The organism is Nocardioides sp. Root140, from assembly GCF_001426745.1.
GTDB lineage: Bacteria > Actinomycetota > Actinomycetes > Propionibacteriales > Nocardioidaceae > Nocardioides.
The window spans coordinates 261,615-277,966 of sequence record NZ_LMFI01000001.1; the positions used below are offsets into that span (position 1 = coordinate 261,615).

Here is a 16,352-nt window from a genome sequence, read left to right on the forward strand (position 1 = left end):
CTCGGATGCGGGCGTGTCGTGCGGTTGCGACACGCAACTTCCCCCAACTACCGCACACGAGCAAGGGTTTCGGATGGCGAACAGCCTCATCGGTCGCGACATGGCCGTGGACCTCGGTACGGCGAACACACTCGTCTACGTCCGCGGCAAGGGCGTGCTGCTCGACGAGCCGTCCGTGGTCGCCCTCAACTCCACCACCAATGAGATCCTCGCCGTCGGCCACGAGGCGAAGCGGATGATCGGCCGTACGCCGGACAACATCACCGCGATCCGGCCCCTCAAGGACGGCGTGATCGCCGACTTCGACGCGACCGAGCAGATGTTGCGCTTCTTCATCCAGCAGGTGCACCGCCGTCGCTACTTCGCCAAGCCCCGCCTGGTGATCTGCGTGCCGAGCGGCATCACCGCGGTCGAACAGCGCGCCGTCAAGGAGGCCGGCTACCAGGCCGGCGCCCGACGCGTCTACATCATCGAGGAGCCGATGGCGGCGGCGATCGGCGCAGGGCTCCCCGTGCACGAGGCCACCGGCAACATGGTCGTCGACGTCGGCGGCGGCACCACCGAGGTCGCGGTGATCTCACTCGGCGGCATCGTGACCAGTCTCAGCATCCGCACCGCCGGCGACGACCTCGACCAGGCGATCATCGCGTGGATGAAGAAGGAGTACTCCCTCATGCTGGGGGAGCGCACCGCCGAAGAGATCAAGATGACCCTCGGGTCGGCGTTCCCGCTGCCCAAGGAGCCCGAGGCCGAGGTCCGCGGCCGCGACATGGTCTCCGGCCTGCCGCGCACCGTCGTGGTCTCCAGCGCGGAGGTCCGCCAGGCCCTCGAGGAGCCCTTGCACAACATCGTCGACTCGGTGCGCACCACGCTCGACCAGACGCCTCCCGAGCTGGCCGGCGACATCATGGACCGCGGCATCGTGCTCACCGGGGGCGGCGCACTGCTGCGCGGCCTCGACGAGCGGATCCGTCACGAGACCGGCATGCCGGTGCACGTCGCCGACGAACCACTCAGCTCGGTCGCCCTCGGCGCCGGCAAGTGCGTGGAGGAGTTCGAAGCCCTCCAGCAGGTGCTGGTCACCGACCCGCGGCGGTTCTGATGGAGCAACGCTGGAAGGGCTCCGACGGCCGCGAGAAGGGCAACCGTCCGTCCGGGTCCGTGGTCGTCGCGTTGCTCTTGGCCTGCGCCACGCTGATCACCCTCGACGCCCACGGCGGCCAGGACTCGCCCATCGAACCTGCCCGCCGGGTCGCCGGTGAGGCGTTCGGTCCCGTCGAGACGTTCACCGCGGGCGTCGTACGACCCTTCGCGGCCGTCCCCGACTACTTCGGCACCCGCAAGGACCTCCGCGAGCAGGTCTCCGAGCTCGAGGCCGAGAACGCCGAGCTGCGGCGCACCGTCGAGACCTCAGGGCTCGACCGCAACCGCCTCGCCGAGTACGACGGCCTCACGCGTGCGGCCGCCGACACCGGCTACGACCTGGTGCCGGCCCATGTCATCGCGGTCGGCTCCGGCCAGTCGTTCTCCCACACGGTGACCATCGACGCCGGCACCGACTCCGGACTCCACGCCGACATGACGGTGCTCAGCAACGACGGCCTCGTCGGCCGGGTCATCCGGGTCACCCGCACCACCGCGACCGTGCTCCTGATCGTCGACGCCGACTCCGTGGTCGGTGGCCGCCTGGCCTCGAGCATGGAGATCGGCTTCCTCGGCGGTCGCGGCATCATCGACAGCACCGGCCGCCTCGACCTCGACCTGATGGACGACTCCGTGGTCGCCAACGCCGGCGACGTCGTCACGACGTGGGGCAGCAAGGACGGCACGCCGTACGTCGCCGGCGTCCCGATCGGCCGCGTGGTCTCGGTGATCAACAGCCCGCGCGAGACCTCCCGACGTGCCGTGATCGAACCCTTCGTCGACTTCACCGCCCTCGACCTGGTCGGCGTCGTCGTACCCACCGGCTCCAGCTCCGACCGTGACGTGGTCCGCGCCGGACAGGGAGAGGACTGACATGACGCTGCTCCGTGGCCTCGTCGCCCTTGCCGTGGTGGCCTTCGCGACCGTGCTCCAGGTGAGCCTGTTCCCGCACTTCGCCTGGGACGGCATCGTGCCCAACCTCGCCCTGCTCGTGGTCGTCGGTGCCGCGCTGGTCCGGGGGCCGCAGTTCGCGGCCACCCTGGGCTTCGTCGCCGGCGTCCTGATCGACCTCGCACCGCCCGCCGACCACATCGCCGGGCGCTGGGCGCTGGCCCTGGTCATCGTCGGCTATCTCGCAGGCCGGGCCCGCCAGGACATCCGCCCCACCGCGGTCGTCACCGTCCTGACCGTGGCCGCCGCGTCGTTCGTCGGGTCCTCGATCTTCGCCCTCTCCGGGCTGCTGCTGCGCGACCCCGTCGTCGGCGTGTCCGACATGCTCGAAGTGATCCTGGTCGCCGTGGTCTGGGACGTCCTGCTCACGCCGTTCGTGCTGCCACCGGTGATGCTGCTGTTCCGGCGGCTCGAGCCCGCCCAGGTGGCCTACTGATGGCGTCGAGCACGGGGGAGTGCAGCCGCCTGCGACTGATCGTGGTCCAGGCCCTGGTGCTGAGTCTCTTCGTCACCCTGTTCGCCCGGCTCTGGTACCTCCAGGTCGCCGCCGGCGAGGTCTACCAGGCCAAGGCCGCCTCGCAGTCGATCCGCGAGATCGTGCTCCAGCCCGACCGTGGGCTGATCGTCGACGCGCAGGGCCGCCCACTGGTCGCGAACCGCAGCTCGTGGGTGATCTCGCTCGACCGCACCACGCTCGGCAAGCTGCCCGAGGACCAACGCCTCCAGCTGATCCGCCGGGTGGCGAAGGCCACCGGCGCCAAGGTGTCCGCCGTCAAGGCGCGCCTGGTCAACTGTGGCGACGCCGACGCCGTGGTCGGCACGTGCTGGAACGGCTCGCCCTACCAGCCCGTGCCGATCGCCGCCGACGTCAAGACCCGGGTCGCGCTGCTGATCAAGGAGCAGGCCGAGGACTACCCCGGTGTGCTCGCCCAGCAGGAGTCCGTGCGTGCCTACCCCCAGCCCTACGGCGTCAACGCCGCGCACATCCTCGGCTACCTGAGCCCGATCACCGAGGGTGAGCTCGACGAGGCGGAGGCCGACGACGACATCTCGGTCAACGGTGCCTCACGCGTGGGACGGGCAGGGGTCGAGAAGGAGTACGACGCGTTCCTGCGCGGGATGCCCGGCTACCAGCGGGTCGAGGTGAACTCCATGGGTGCGGTGATGAAGGAGCACAGCCTCGACGCCGGCACGCCGGGCGACACCCTGGTCACCTCGATCGACGCCAAGGTGCAGGCCGTGGCCGAGCAGCAGCTGGCCGAGACGATCAAGACCGCGCGCAAGACCTTCGACGAGGTCTCCGGCAAGAACTACGTCGCCGACTCCGGCGCCATCGTGGTGATGGAGGCCCGCACGGGTCGACTGGTGGCGATGGCCAGCCAGCCGACGTACGACCCGTCGGTGTGGGTCAACGGCATCACCCAGAAGCAGCTGGCGCGGCTCTACTCCGAGCAGGCCGGCACCCCACTCCTGTCGCGGGCCACGCAGGGCCAGTTCGCCCCCGGCTCGACGTGGAAGCCGATGATGACCGCCGGCGCCCTGACCCACGGCTACACGACCGACACCCGGTTGAACTGCTCGTCGGCCTTCCAGGTCGGCAACCGCGCGTTCAAGAACTACGAGTCCGGTGCCTACGGGTTCATCGGCTTCGACAAGGCCCTCGAGGTCTCGTGCAACACCTTCTTCTACCGCGTCGGCTACGACTTCTGGCGCCGGTTCGGCTCCGACGTCTCCGACGTCAACGCCAAGGACCCGTTGGTCGAGGAGGCCAAGAAGTTCGGCTTCGGCTCCACCACCGGGCTCGACCTCCCCGGCGAGGCGTCGGGGCGCATCGCCGACCGCAAGTGGAAGCGCGCCTACTACGAGTCGATGAAGGACTACTACTGCGGCCTCGAGAAGAACCCGCCGAAGGACGCCAGCTCGTTCCTGCGCCGGTTCGCCCACGAGTTCTGCGTGGAGGGCTACGCCTACCGCGCCGGTGACGCGGTGAACTTCGCGATCGGCCAGGGCGACACGATCGTCACCCCGCTCCAGCTGGCCCGGGCGTACGCCGCGATCTCCAACGGCGGCACGCTCTGGAAGCCGCGGGTCGGCAAGGCGATCGTCGACCCCGCCGGCAACCTCGTCCGCCGGATCAAGCCCGAGAAGCAGGGGCAGGTCAAGGTGCCCAAGAGCGTCCTCGGCTACATCGACAACGCACTGAAGGGCGTCACGCGTCAGGGCACGATGGCCTGGCGGATGGGCGGATTCCCGCTCGACGAGGTGCCGATCCGCTCCAAGACCGGCTCCGCCGAGGTCTACGGCAAGCAGTCGACCTCATGGGTCGCGTCGTACTCCGGCGACTACGTCGTGGTGATGATGGTCTCGCAGGGCGGCACCGGCTCGGGCACCTCCGGGCCCGCCGTACGCAAGATCTGGGAGACGCTCTACGGCATCGACGGCGAGGCCGTGAAGCGCGACCGCGCTGCGATCCCCGGAGTCGTGGCCGGCAAGGAGCTGCCGGTCTTCGCCCAGGACGGCAGCGTGCTGCCGCCCAGGAAGAAGGACTAGGCCATGTCTCCCACACGGCAATCGCCGGCTGCGCGCAGGGCGCCGGGCCTTGACTGGATCCTGATGGCCGCGTCCATGGCGCTGGTCGCCCTGGGCTCGTTGCTGGTCTGGTCGGCCACCTCCCACCGCGACGGGCTCACCGACGGTGACCCGACGACGTACCTCAAGAAGCAGCTGGTCAATGTCGCCATCGGCATCGTGCTGATGGTGATGGTGCTGGCCACCGACCACCGTTGGGTGCGGATCGTCGCGCCGTTGATCTACTTCGCGTCGGTGATCGGGCTGGTGCTGGTGCTCGTCATGGGCAGCACGATCAACGGGTCGCGCTCCTGGCTGATGCTGGGTGGCATGTCGATCCAGCCCTCGGAATTCGCCAAGCTGGCTGTGGTGATCGGCATGGCCCTGCTCGTCGCCGAACGCTCCGAGGGGTCGTGGCGTCGCAAGGTCGGCACCGGCGACGTGGTCGGCATGCTCGCCATCGCCGCCGTACCCGCCGCGCTGATCCTGCTGCAGCCCGACCTCGGCACCATGCTGGTGCTGACCGCCACCGTGTTCGGCGTGCTGGCGATCTCGGGTGCACCGCGCCGCTGGCTGGCCGGCCTGCTGGGCGCCGGCGTGGTCGTGGCGTGGGTGGCCGTGGCGGCCGGGTTCCTGAAGGACTACCAGATCGACCGGTTCATGGCGTTCACGAACCCCGAGCTCGACCCGCGCGGGGCCGGCTACAACGTCGAGCAGGCCCGCATCGCGATCGGCAACGGCGGAGTCTTCGGACAGGGCCTCTTCGACGGCTCCCAGACCCGCTCCGGCTTCGTGCCCGAGCAGCACACCGACTTCATCTTCACCGTCGCCGGCGAGGAGTTCGGCCTGGTCGGCGCCGGCGTGCTGATCGCACTGCTGGGCGTCGTCGTGTGGCGCAGCCTGGCGATCGCGATGCACTCCGAGGACATGTTCGGGCGGGTGGCCGCGGCCGGCATCGCCTGCTGGATCGGCTTCCAGGCGTTCCAGAACATCGGCATGTGCCTGGGCATCATGCCGGTCACCGGTGTGCCGCTGCCGTTCGTGTCGTACGGCGGCTCGTCGATGTTCGCCGGCATGCTCGCGCTGGGCCTCTTGCAGAACATCCACCTGCGCTCGACGGCCTCACTGCCGACCCGGTTCGTCACTCCGCGCTCCCTCGTCTCCCGCTGAGTTCGCCGTACCGTCGCGAACCGTGTGTTCTTGATGCGCGAACCGTGTGTTCTTGATGCGCGAACCGCGTGCTCTTGCGTCGCGACCCTGCAATTGTTGATGCACGAACCGGCAATGCTTGATGCACGAACCGGCAGTCCTTGCGCTCAGTGCGGGGCCGCCCGGTTGCGTCAGGGGCCGACCGACCGAGGAGTGCCCTTGACCCCGGCTCGTCGGGCGACGGCCACAGCCGTCAAGGTCGAGTGCACCTCGAACTTGTGCAGGATGCTCTGGACGTGTGAGCGGACGGTGTTCGCCGCGATGCCCAACCGCAGGGCGATCTCCTTGCGGGAGAGACCGTCGACCAGGCAGCGCAGGACCTCGAGCTCGCGCTCGGAGAGCCGTCGGATCGCGTTGTCGTCGTCGGCCTCCCTGGTGCCCCAGGCCGGCAATGATGCGCAGACGGTGGTCAGGAGACGCCCGGGCACCCGGGTCTGGCCGTCGGCCACCGCACGGATCGCCTCGATCAGGCTCTCGGCGGAGTCCAGCTTGGACACCCACCCACGGACCCCCGAGCGGAGCGCTTCGAGGCCGCGATGGTCGGCGTCCATGCCGGTGACCAGCACCACCTGCAGTGCCGGCCACGTGGCGAGCAGGTCCCTTGCCAGCTCCAGGCCGTCCTCCTGCTGCAAGTAGAGATCGAGGACGACGAGGTCGACGGGCCGGTCCCGGAAGAGGGCCCACGTCGCGGCGGAGTCGCGTGCCGTGCCGACCACCACGAGGTCGGGTTCCGTGCCGAGGCGGCTTGCGATTGCGTCGCTGAAGACCCGATGGTCGTCCACGATCGCGATCCTGGTTCGTGTGGACACGGTTCCACCTTCCGCCTCAGATGGCCTGGCGTGAACCTCCGAGCGGGCCATCGTCGGCTGCGTCATCGGGGGGAGACCAGGTCACGGCCCCACCCCGCAGGTGGGCAGGCCAGGTGACTGAGGAGGAATGGGCGGTGAGCAGGGCGGCGGCCTGGAGTCGTGAGTGGACGCCGAGCTTGGTGAGCACGCCCTGCACGTGCGTGCGCGCGGTGCTCGCGCGCACCCCGAGCCGCGTCGCGATCTCGGCAGTGGTCAGTCCGTCCATGAGGCAACCCAGAGCGTCCCACTCGCGAGTGGTCAGGAAGCGCAGCTGCCAGAGCGGATCCGGGCGGATCGCATCGCCGTGCCCGGCCCCGTGCACCAGGTCGGGGTCCACCGCCAGGTGCCCGGCTCCGGCTCGCTCGACGTACGACACGATGTCCGGGAAGGGCCTTCCCTTGCCGACGAAGCCGCTGGCGCCCTCGCGCAGGGCCCGGGCGACCGAGGTGTGCTCGGTCCAGCCGGACATGATGACCACCCGGGTGGTCGCGCTCGCAGCCAGCAGCGGACCGATCAGGTCGAGACCGCTGCCGTCCGGGAACCCGATGTCCAGCAGACACACGTCGGGGGCGCGGGTGCGCACGGCCTCCAGGGTCTGCCGGCGCGTCGTGGCCAGGGCGAGCACCTCGTGCCCATGGTCCGTGAAGCCCAGGGCCATCGCCTCGAGCAGCAGGAGGTGGTCGTCGCCGAGGACCAGCCTCATGACGCCACCGGAGACGAAGGGGCGTTGGCCAGACCGATGCGGGCGACCATGCCGCCGTCCGGGTGCGGCCGCAGGTCGAAGGTGCCGTTGCACGCGGCGATCAGCGCCCGGGTGAGGGCCAGTCCGAGGGAGGTCCGCTCCGGCACCCACCCCAGACCCGGGCCGTCGTCCCGGACCGTGACGATGACGTGCTCTGCCTCCCGGTCGACGGTCACCGCGACGGCGCCGTCCGGTCCAGCCGCTCGTACGGCGTTGTCGACCACGCAGGAGAGAGCGCGGGTCAGGGCGGTCGGACGCGCGAGGCACCGAGGCGACGATCCCTCCACACTCACCGCGCAGGTGGTCGTGGCAGCGGACGCCGCCACGACCAGGGAGGCACAGGCAGCCACGTCGAGCGCGGCGACCTCGTCGTCGGCCGCGTCGACGAGCACCTCGTCCACCAGGCGGGCAAGCCAACGTGTCTGGTCGGAGATCAGCCCGAGCCTGCGGAGCAGGTCGCCGTCCGCGGTGTCGCGAGGCGAGGGGGAGGCGAGGGCCAGGATCGCCGCCAAAGGTTGCCGCATGTCGTGGCACAGGCCGCGCACCGGGTCGACGTCGGGCTCGTGCGACACCCGACCTCTCGTCGTTGTCGTGGTCATGCGTGTCCCTCCGCCGGCCCGGAGCCGAGGTGGGCAGCATCCGCCCGTGCCACAGGCGGTTGATCCCTACAACCTATGGGCGCCCACAGCCGACGGACAATAGTCACATCGGACCATCGATCCGGGGTGCTGCGTCACCCGTCTGCGGTAGGTGCGGGCGCGCCCTCCCTGGCGGCCACGAGCCGGCGGCCGGCCAGCAGTCCGGCGTCGTAGAGCAGGTCGAACTGGTGGAACTCGAGCAGGCCGGCTCCCATCGAGGGCAGGGTCACCACGGTCGCACCGGCCGCGAGCGCGCCGGCCGCTGCACCGCCGCTTCCGATCAGCATGGTCCTCAGGAGGGTCTCGCCGAGTGAGGGAGTGCGGAGGGCTCGGTCGTTGCGTGTGGCACCACCGCTCTCGGCGGAGCCCCCCATCCCCACGTTGGCCGCGATCACCGGGCCCTCGTCCCGCTCGAGCAGTGCCCCCGTGGGCAGGTTGGCGAGCACGCCACCATCGACCAGCAGCCGACCGTCGAGCTGCACCGGCGGGAACAGTCCCGGCAGCGCGGACGTGGCCATCAGGGCATCGACCACGCTTCCTCGTCGGTGCACCACCACCTCACGCGCGAGCAGGTCCGTGCTGACGCACCGGAACTGCGCCGGCAGCTCCTCGATCGTGGTCTCGCCGAAGCTGCGGAGCAGTGCGGCCCGTTGGCGGTCGCCCTTGGCCAACGACACCCGCGGCACCGTGTAGTCCGAGAACGGCTTGCGGCGCACGAACTCGGCGTACACGATCTCGCGCATCTCGGCTGCGGACCGTCCGGACGCGTGCAGGCCTGCGAGGACTCCACCGATGCTGCAGCCCGCGATCCGGTCCACGACGATGCCGGCTTCCTCCAGTGCCGCCAGGAGGCCGACGTGGGCCAGGGCGCGGGCGCCTCCTCCGGCGAGCACGAGGCCGAGGGAGCGACCGGTGATCCGATCGGCCAGGGGGCGCAGGGCACCGGGGACCAGGTTGTCGACGGCGGTCACCTGCCAGGCGTCGGTCGCCCGCGCCCACCCGGAGCGGTCCTTCCCGGTGGGTCCCGGGCCGACGAGGACCAGGTCGGGCCCGGGCGGCAGCTCGGGCCGCGGTTGTTCGGGCCGCCGGTCGCCGCTGCAGACGGCGACGACCTGGTCGGCCTGCCGGACCGCCCGGGCCCACCACTCCGGGTCGGTCCCCGGGTCCTCGGCGACCAGGAGGACGCAGGGGTTCGTCCGTTCGGCACGGGCGAGCGACTCGTCGTCCAGTGGGCCGGTCAGCTCGACGGCGAGGTGCGGGACGAGACAGGAGCGGATCCCCTCGGCCACCTCGCGCGACGGGGCACCGCGATGCAGCCCGACGACGGCGACGGTTCGTGAGCCACTCTGGCCGCGCACGGGTACGGCGGGGTGCGCCAGCTGACCGGCCAGGACCGTGGCCACCGCGCGCCCCGCGCCCGGCGCGTTGTCCATCACCTCGCGCAAGGCCCGAGGCCGCAGCCGCAGGAGCACGGAGTCGCGTCTGGCCTTGACGGTGGCGCTCCGGTCCGAGTCCGTGAGCAGCGCGAGCTCCCCGAGGACCGCGCCCGGGCCGAGCAGCCGGAGAGACCTCCCGGCGACCGAGACCTCCAGCCGTCCGGTGACCACCGTGTACGCCGCGTCCGCCGGGTCGCCGGCCCGGAACAACACGTCGCCGGCCGCGAGCAGGACCCGCTCGGACGAGGCCTCCAGGTCTGCTCGGGCCTCCGGGCCGAGCCGGGAGAGGAGGGAGTCTGCCTGCCCCACCGTCCCGGTCGACACCTCGTCCCCGGCGCCGTCGGCACCGGGCTCGGGAACCGTGATCATGAGCCCCCTCCCGGCCGTGGCGAGGAGGTCGTCGGCGCCGGTCGCCTCGCCCTCGTGCCGCCCCCCGAGCGCGAGGCTGACCATGGCACAGGCCGCGAAGCAGGCGGCCGCGAAGAGCCACCCGTGGCGGAATGCCTCCACGGCCTCGCCAGGGCCCGGCGTACCGATGATGGCCACGAGCGCGGCGATGCCGAGCACGCCCCCGAGCTGCCGGAGGCTCGCGTTGACCGCCGACGCGGTCGCGTAACCACCTCCCGGGACCGAGGCGAGGGACGCGCTGCCCAGGATCGGCAGGGTGGCCCCGACGCCGATCCCGCTGAGCACCTGCCCGGGCAGCCACTCGGACACGAAGCGCGGCTCGACGCCGACCTCGAGGGCGTACCAGACGTAGGCGGCAGCCCAGAGGATCGCGCCGGGGATCACGACCAGTCGGTACCCGTGGGACTGTGCGAGCGGTCCGAGCACGCCAGCGACCACGGCGGCCACCAGGGCCGCCGGGACCAGTGCCAGCCCTGAGGTCAGCACGTCGTAGCCCCAGACGTACTGCAGCCAGAGCACGTTGGTCAGCAGGTAGGCGTAGAAGCCCATGCCGGCGATCGTCGATGCGGTGTTGGCGACGACGAAGCCACGCACCCGGAGCAGGTCGCGGTCGACGAGCGGGGAAGGATGCACGCGCGAGCTGGCGACGAAGGCGGCTGTGGCGACCACGGCGCCGACCACGCACAGCAGGACGCCGATGCTGGTCCAGCCCCAGTCGTTCCCGGTCGTGATGGCGGTGGTCAGCAGGGCGAGGGCGACCGCGAGGGCGAGGGCGCCGCGCAGGTCCGGCACCTTGCGACGTCCCGGGCTGCGGCTCTCCACGAGGCCCCGCCGGGCCGCCACGATCGCGAGGAGCCCGAACGGCACGTTGACCAGGAAGGCCCAGCGCCAGTTGCCCCACTCGACCAGCGCGCCCCCGATCGGTGGACCGAGCCCCGCCGCCGCCGCGGCGCTGGCCCCCCACAGGCCGACCGCGTGGGCCCGCCGCGCAGCGGGGAAGGCCTCCACCACCAGCGCCAGGGACGCCGGTACCAGCATCGCGGCCCCCAACGCCTGCAGCCCGCGGGCCACCAGCAGCCACGGCACGGATCCGGCGACCGCGCACAGCACCGATGCCGCCACGAAGAGCGTGAGCCCGGCGATGTAGAGACGGCGGCGCCCGAACAGGTCGGCCAGGCGTCCGAAGACGACCATGGCCGCGGCCAGCACGATGTTGTAGACGTTGAGGACCCACGACAGCTCACTGATCGAGGTCCCCGGAAAGGACGCGCGAATGCTGGGGAACGCGATGTTCACGACCGTCACGTCGAGGAAGGCGAGGAAGGCGCCCATGGCCGCGACGAACAACACTGTCCCCTGCGCCAACCGGCTCGTTCCTGCCGCGTCCGAGGCCGACTTCAGGTGCACTGCCACTCGTGTTCCCCTTCCCAGTCCGAAGGCTAGAGAGCACCGACGAGGACGTGCTCGGTCAGCGGTGCTAGTACATCTGGGGGAGGCGACGGGCGTGCCGGCGTACGCCATTCTGAGCATGCGCCCGGCGGGGTTTGGGGCCAGTCTGGAGACGGTGCCCAATCCCGACCAGAACAGGCGACGCCCATGTCCCGACACTCAGCTCGTCGTCCACTCCGCCTCATGGCAGTCTTCGCGCTCGTCGTGGCCGCGACCCTGACCGGTGTGGTGTCGCAGTCTGCTGTCGGCGGCCAGTCGAAGGGCTCCCTCGTGGTCGTGGCGGTCAACGACGCCGGCACGGGCCTCGCCGGTGCCGTGCAGGGGCGCCCCTTCTCCGTCGTCGTGGAGGCGCGCGACCCCCAGGGCGTCCCCTTGCCGGTCACCAAGGCGACCACCGTCGTCCTGTCGGAGCAGTCCGGCCCGGGCGCGCTGTCCGGGAGGCCGAGCGGGGTGATCCCGAGGGGCGGGTCCCGCACCACGATCACGGCGACCTACTCTGCCTTCGGCAACGGCGTCGTCCTGGACGTCGCCGTCTCCTCCGGGGTCGACCTGGATCCCGGAGGGGCGACCATCGACGTCGCCGCCACGGCCGTACGCGCCGGCGGCACGCCGGGTGCACCGACGACGGTCACCGACCCGGGATGCGCCGTCCCGACCGCCACCGCCCCGGTCTGCGGCTACCTTCAGCTGCCCAACGGCGCCAACGGCCAGATCCTGATGTCCGTGGGTGCCTGCACCGGCATCCTCGCCTGCATCACCGACCCGACGAACCAGGCCGGGTTGGTCACCGCCGCCGTCGACCTCAAGGACGGGTCAGGCGCGCCGCTCTACACGAAGGTGGCGCCCGCGTCCTTCGTGATCGGCTGCGACAAGTCGCTGTGCGGCAAGGGAGGCGTGGGGCAGTTCCCGCTCCTGGTGGACGTGACGAACCAGGGAGCGTTCGCCCAGGCCCCGCAGTGTCCGGCCAAGGGACGACTCGGCGACGATCAGACCGTGTGCCTCGACGCGGTGCAGAGCAACCGTGACGGCGCGGGAGACCTCTTCAGCGTGCTCCTCTTCGACTTCGACATCCGCGCCAGCCACCCGTGACGCTCACGTGCCGGTGGGCCACGGCAGAGGCACCCTGACCACCCCGAGCTCCTCCAGGGTCCGCTGGGCCTCGGCCGGGGTCGGCCAGCCGTTGCCCCGCCCGGTCAGCGTGGCGTGACGGGCGGCCACGACCCTGAGGAACCCGCGCTCGTGCGCGAGCTCGGTCGCCGAGCTGAGCTCGAGGCCCTCGGTCAGCGCCAGCGCGGCACCGGGGAGGTCGTCGAGCTCCATCAGTGCCGCGGCGCGGATGCGGTACGCCGAGGGCAGCAGTGTCACGGCGCCGAGTGCCCGGGCGGCTGCGATGGCCGCGGCACTCGTGTCGAGGGCAGGGCCGGGGCGCCCCGCCATGAGGTGCGCCTCTGCGAGCGCGATGTCGGTGTCGGTCACCTCGTGCGGCTCGCCCAAACCGTCCAGCAGCGCGCGGGCGGACAGCAGGAGCGCCTGGCCCTCGGGCCGGCCGTCCCTGGACAGCGCCCGACCCTGCTCGCGCAGGACGAGTCCGACGAGCTCCTCGTCGCCGACCGCCCGGGCCACCCGCATGACCCCCTCCAACTGCACGGCGACCTCGGCGTACCGGCCTTGGCGGTTGAGCAGATCGGCCCGGTTGTAGGACGCGTTGGCCTCGTTGGCCGCGTCGCCGACCTTGGCGAACATGGCCGCGGCCCTGCCGAACATCTCGAGGGCTTGGGCCCAGTCGCCCTGGAGCAGTCTGCGCATCGCGAGGTTGTTCAGCGAGTGCGCCTGACCACCCAGGTCGCCGGTCTCCTCGAACAGTCGCAGGGCGGCCTCGCCGTGGTGGTCGAGGTCCGGGGTGCCGGTGAAGAGGTGAACGCTGTGCAACACGAGGTGTGCCTGGGCGCGGGCGTCCGTCTCGTCGGCGAGCAAGGCCACAGCCACGGCTTCCCGTGCGGCGACCTCGGCAGCGCCGTACCGTCCCTGGCTGATCAGCACCACGGCCCGGCGGGCCAGGATCCGGGCCCGATGGGCCGCCGAGTCGGGGTCGGGTGAGGCGCCGGCGCTGCGCAGGCCGAGGGTCAGCCTTCGAAGGGCCAGCGAGTGGCGCCCCTGCCGCTGGGCGACCTTGGCCAGCTTGAGCATCAGCAGTGCCGTGCCGGAGGAGGAGTGCCCACTGGCCCAGCCGGCTTGGTGATAGGCGGTGTCCGCGGCATCTGAACGGCCGCAGAGGAAGAGCGCGTCACCGAGCGCCTCGAGATCGCTGGCCAGTTCCTCGGGCGGGACCTGGTGGCTGCGGCGGCCGGCCTGCGCGGCGCGGGCGAACGCGTCGGCCGCCGCGGCCGGTGCGAAGCGCTCGTTGGCGCGACGCCCGGCATTGCGGGCGTGCCGCCACGCCTCTTCGAACCGGCCGCCGGCGAAGAAGTGGTGGGCCAGCAGCTCGGGGTGCGTGGCGGCCACCCCGGGGTCCTCCTCGAGGATCTCGGCCGCGCGGACGTGGAGCGCCGCCCTGGTCCGGAAGGGGAGGCCGGCATAGGCCACCTCCCGGTGGATCGCATGTCGGAACGCCATCCGCCCGCCCTCTTCGGAGACCACGAACCCGTCCAGCCGGCCGAGCGCCCGACGAAGGACGGACAGTCCCACGGGTGCGCGGCCGGGCTCCTCCAGCATCCGGCCGAGCAGGCCCAGCGGAAACGAGTCGCCGAGCACCGCGGCTCGACGTAGCAGCGCCCGGTCGACACCGGGGAGGGCGTCGAGCTGGACGGCGAACAGTTCCTCGACCGACTCCGGTGGCTCGCCGAGGTCGTCCCCTCGTACGGCAGCGAGGGTGAGCTCGCGTAGGAACAGCGGGTGGCCACCGGCTCGGCGTACCAGCGCCTCCGCAGCGGCGGGTGGCAATGGGGCCTCGGCGGTCACCACCTCGGCAAGAGTGCGAGCCGAGCTCGTGTCCAACGGTCCGAGCATGATTCGCTCGGCGTCCGGTGACCGCCATCCTCCGGAGTCCTCGCGACAGGACGTGACGAGCAGCCACGGACGACGCCCCGTCTCGGCCGCGATCCGCGACAGGATCTCGCCGCTGGCCGCGTCCAGCAGGTGGGTGTCCTCGACGACAAGGAGGAGTGGGTCGTGGAAGAGCGCGCCGAGCAGGTCGATCACCAGCTGCTGGAGGGCCTCGCTACGGAACTGTTCGTCCAGGGCAGCCACCTCGTCGTGCACGTCGACGAGTCCGACGTCGAGGATCGCGTCGAGGAGCGGCAGCCTCGCGACCAGCTCCGGGGCCGCGCGGTCGACCCGGTCACGGACCCGTGTGGCAGCGACGACGCGGTCCCGGAGCCCACCGATTCCCAGGGCGGTGACCAGGAGGGGGCGCACGGCGCCGAAGGGGGCCTGGGCTCCGCCGTGGTCGCCCGAGCCGACCAGCGTCGCGAAGTCGTCCGCCCCGGACAGCACCTCGGAGACAAGTCGGGTCTTCCCGATTCCGGGGTCGCCCACGATCTCCACCGCGCCACCGGTGCGTCCGGCGCCCGCGCTGTCCCCGCCGAGGCGGTCGAGAGTCGAGGTGAGGACGTCGAGTTCGGCCTCGCGACCGACCAGCACGGTCGCGGCCCTGGAGTCCTCCCCGCCGCGGGGTGAGCCCACCGCGACCGTGCTGACCCGACGGGCAATGCCCTTGAGGGCGAGCGGCGCCCGGGTGGTGAGGTCGAACCCGCGGTGAGAGTGGTGGAGCAGCTCGCTGGGTGCGAGGAACTCACCGGGGGCCGCCTTGGAGGCAAGGCGTGCAGCCAGGTTCACCGCGTGACCCTTGACCGAGTACGTACGCCGGCTCGTGGGACCCAGGTCGCCGGTGAACACGCGACCACGTGCGATGCCGGCGCGGATCGGGATCTCACCGGCTCGGTCGAGGATCAGCCGAACGGTCGAGAGCAGGTGATCGGTGTCGTCGCCCGTGCTGAGCGGCGCTCCCGCCACGAGCATGAATTTGCCGCCGCCGATGCTGATGTCGGTCTCGTGGAAGGAGACCCCGTGCCTGGCCACCGAGCCCTGCACGTTGCGCACCAGCTCGTCCACCGCCCGGGCCAGGTGCTCGGGTCCCTCCTCGCGCAGGAGGTCGTCCGTGCCGTCGAAGAGGACGAAGGCGGCGGTGACCACGCGGTGCTCGGGTTCGTGCGTGCGCGTGAGGTGCGTGCGCAACTGCGGAGGCAACAGGGAGGCGACCACCTCCGAGGGGATCGGGGCCGTCGGGTGCGGGGGAGCGGCAGTCGCCCCGGCCAGCGCGTTGAGCAGTCGGCCGCGGGGCTCCTGCGCCCCGAGCGACGCGGTCGGCAGCAGCCGCGCGGTGGCCGGGCTGACCACGATCTGCCCACCTTCCGCGCTGGCGTCGACCCGGCAGACCTCGCTCGCCGTCGGGCCGAGCACGATCAGCTCCCGGTGCACCAGTGGGTCTCCGGCCAGGACCAGGTGTGTGATGCCGGAATCGATGCCGCTGGAGGCACGCAGCACCACCCGCCCCACGGAGGTGCTCAGGTGCCCGACCTTGGCCAGCACCCGGTGCATGCCGAGCGTGGCACGGGCCGCCCGTGGTGCGTGCTCGTCGCCGTCGAGCATCAGCAACACGGCGTCGCCGCCCCACTTGAGCAGGTCGGCGCCCTCGCGTTCGGCCTCGACGACCAACGCGCTGAACACGGTGTCGAGGACCTCGCTGAGCTCCTCGGCGCCCGCTCGTCCCTGCCCGGAGAGGCGCTCGGTCAGCCTGGTGAAGCCGCTGATGTCGAACATGACGAGGCTCGCGTCGACCTCACGGTGGACCAGGCCCTCGGTGGTCTCCGCCCATCGGGGGAGGAAGCGGGGCAGGTACGCCGCGTGCTCCGGTCGGACGTTCACGGGACCCACAGCTCTCATTCCACGTCCAGCGTCGCAG

11 protein-coding genes are annotated in these 16,352 nt (G+C 71.5%); 6 read left to right on the forward strand and 5 right to left on the reverse strand.

Going from position 1 to position 16,352, the window contains the following annotated elements:
* Positions 1-73 precede the first annotated feature (73 nt).
* The 5 genes from ASD30_RS01310 to rodA are packed head-to-tail and all read left to right on the forward strand — an operon-like array spanning position 74 to position 5,832.
* Positions 74-1,102, forward strand: a complete 1,029-nt coding sequence (locus ASD30_RS01310; protein WP_056675856.1) for a rod shape-determining protein — start codon at positions 74-76, stop codon at positions 1,100-1,102.
* Positions 1,102-2,016, forward strand: a complete 915-nt coding sequence (gene mreC, locus ASD30_RS01315) for a rod shape-determining protein MreC (protein ID WP_056675858.1) — start codon at positions 1,102-1,104, stop codon at positions 2,014-2,016. Before ASD30_RS01310 ends, mreC begins: the two co-directional genes overlap by 1 nt.
* Position 2,017: 1 nt before the next feature.
* Positions 2,018-2,530 (forward strand): rod shape-determining protein MreD, encoded by a 513-nt coding sequence (gene mreD, locus ASD30_RS01320; RefSeq protein WP_056675861.1) that lies wholly within the window; start codon positions 2,018-2,020, stop codon positions 2,528-2,530.
* Complete coding sequence (mrdA, locus tag ASD30_RS01325) at positions 2,530-4,644, forward strand: penicillin-binding protein 2 (RefSeq protein WP_056675864.1); 2,115 nt, start codon at positions 2,530-2,532, stop codon at positions 4,642-4,644. The genes mreD and mrdA overlap by 1 nt, the downstream gene beginning before the upstream one ends.
* A 3-nt stretch (positions 4,645-4,647) precedes the next feature.
* A complete protein-coding gene (gene rodA, locus ASD30_RS01330) occupies positions 4,648-5,832 on the forward strand; it encodes a rod shape-determining protein RodA (protein WP_056675867.1) in 1,185 nt (394 codons plus the stop codon).
* A 170-nt stretch (positions 5,833-6,002) separates the two neighbouring features.
* Here rodA and ASD30_RS01335 read toward each other — a convergent pair whose 3' ends face one another.
* From ASD30_RS01335 to ASD30_RS01350, 4 genes are all read right to left on the reverse strand, one after another.
* Positions 6,003-6,680 carry a response regulator gene (locus tag ASD30_RS01335; RefSeq protein ID WP_056675868.1) on the reverse strand — a complete coding sequence of 226 codons (678 nt, stop codon included), beginning with the start codon at positions 6,678-6,680 and terminating at the stop codon, positions 6,003-6,005.
* A gap of 16 nt (positions 6,681-6,696) precedes the next feature.
* Positions 6,697-7,422 carry a response regulator transcription factor gene (locus tag ASD30_RS26330; protein ID WP_056675871.1) on the reverse strand — a complete coding sequence of 242 codons (726 nt, stop codon included), beginning with the start codon at positions 7,420-7,422 and terminating at the stop codon, positions 6,697-6,699.
* Positions 7,419-8,060, reverse strand: a complete 642-nt coding sequence (locus ASD30_RS26335) for a sensor histidine kinase (RefSeq protein ID WP_156393476.1) — start codon at positions 8,058-8,060, stop codon at positions 7,419-7,421. Before ASD30_RS26335 ends, ASD30_RS26330 begins: the two co-directional genes overlap by 4 nt.
* Before the next feature lie 134 nt (positions 8,061-8,194).
* Positions 8,195-11,356: an MDR family MFS transporter/patatin-like phospholipase family protein gene (locus ASD30_RS01350; protein WP_162250906.1), complete on the reverse strand. Its 3,162-nt coding sequence runs from the start codon at positions 11,354-11,356 to the stop codon at positions 8,195-8,197.
* Positions 11,357-11,575: 219 nt separating this feature from the next.
* Here ASD30_RS01350 and ASD30_RS01355 point away from each other — a divergent pair, with 219 nt between their 5' ends.
* Complete coding sequence (locus tag ASD30_RS01355) at positions 11,576-12,481, forward strand: hypothetical protein (protein ID WP_056675881.1); 906 nt, start codon at positions 11,576-11,578, stop codon at positions 12,479-12,481.
* Positions 12,482-12,484: 3 nt separating this feature from the next.
* Here the strand turns inward: ASD30_RS01355 and ASD30_RS01360 are convergent, their stop codons facing one another.
* Positions 12,485-16,315 (reverse strand): adenylate/guanylate cyclase domain-containing protein, encoded by a 3,831-nt coding sequence (locus tag ASD30_RS01360; protein ID WP_162250907.1) that lies wholly within the window; start codon positions 16,313-16,315, stop codon positions 12,485-12,487.
* Positions 16,316-16,352 lie beyond the last annotated feature (37 nt).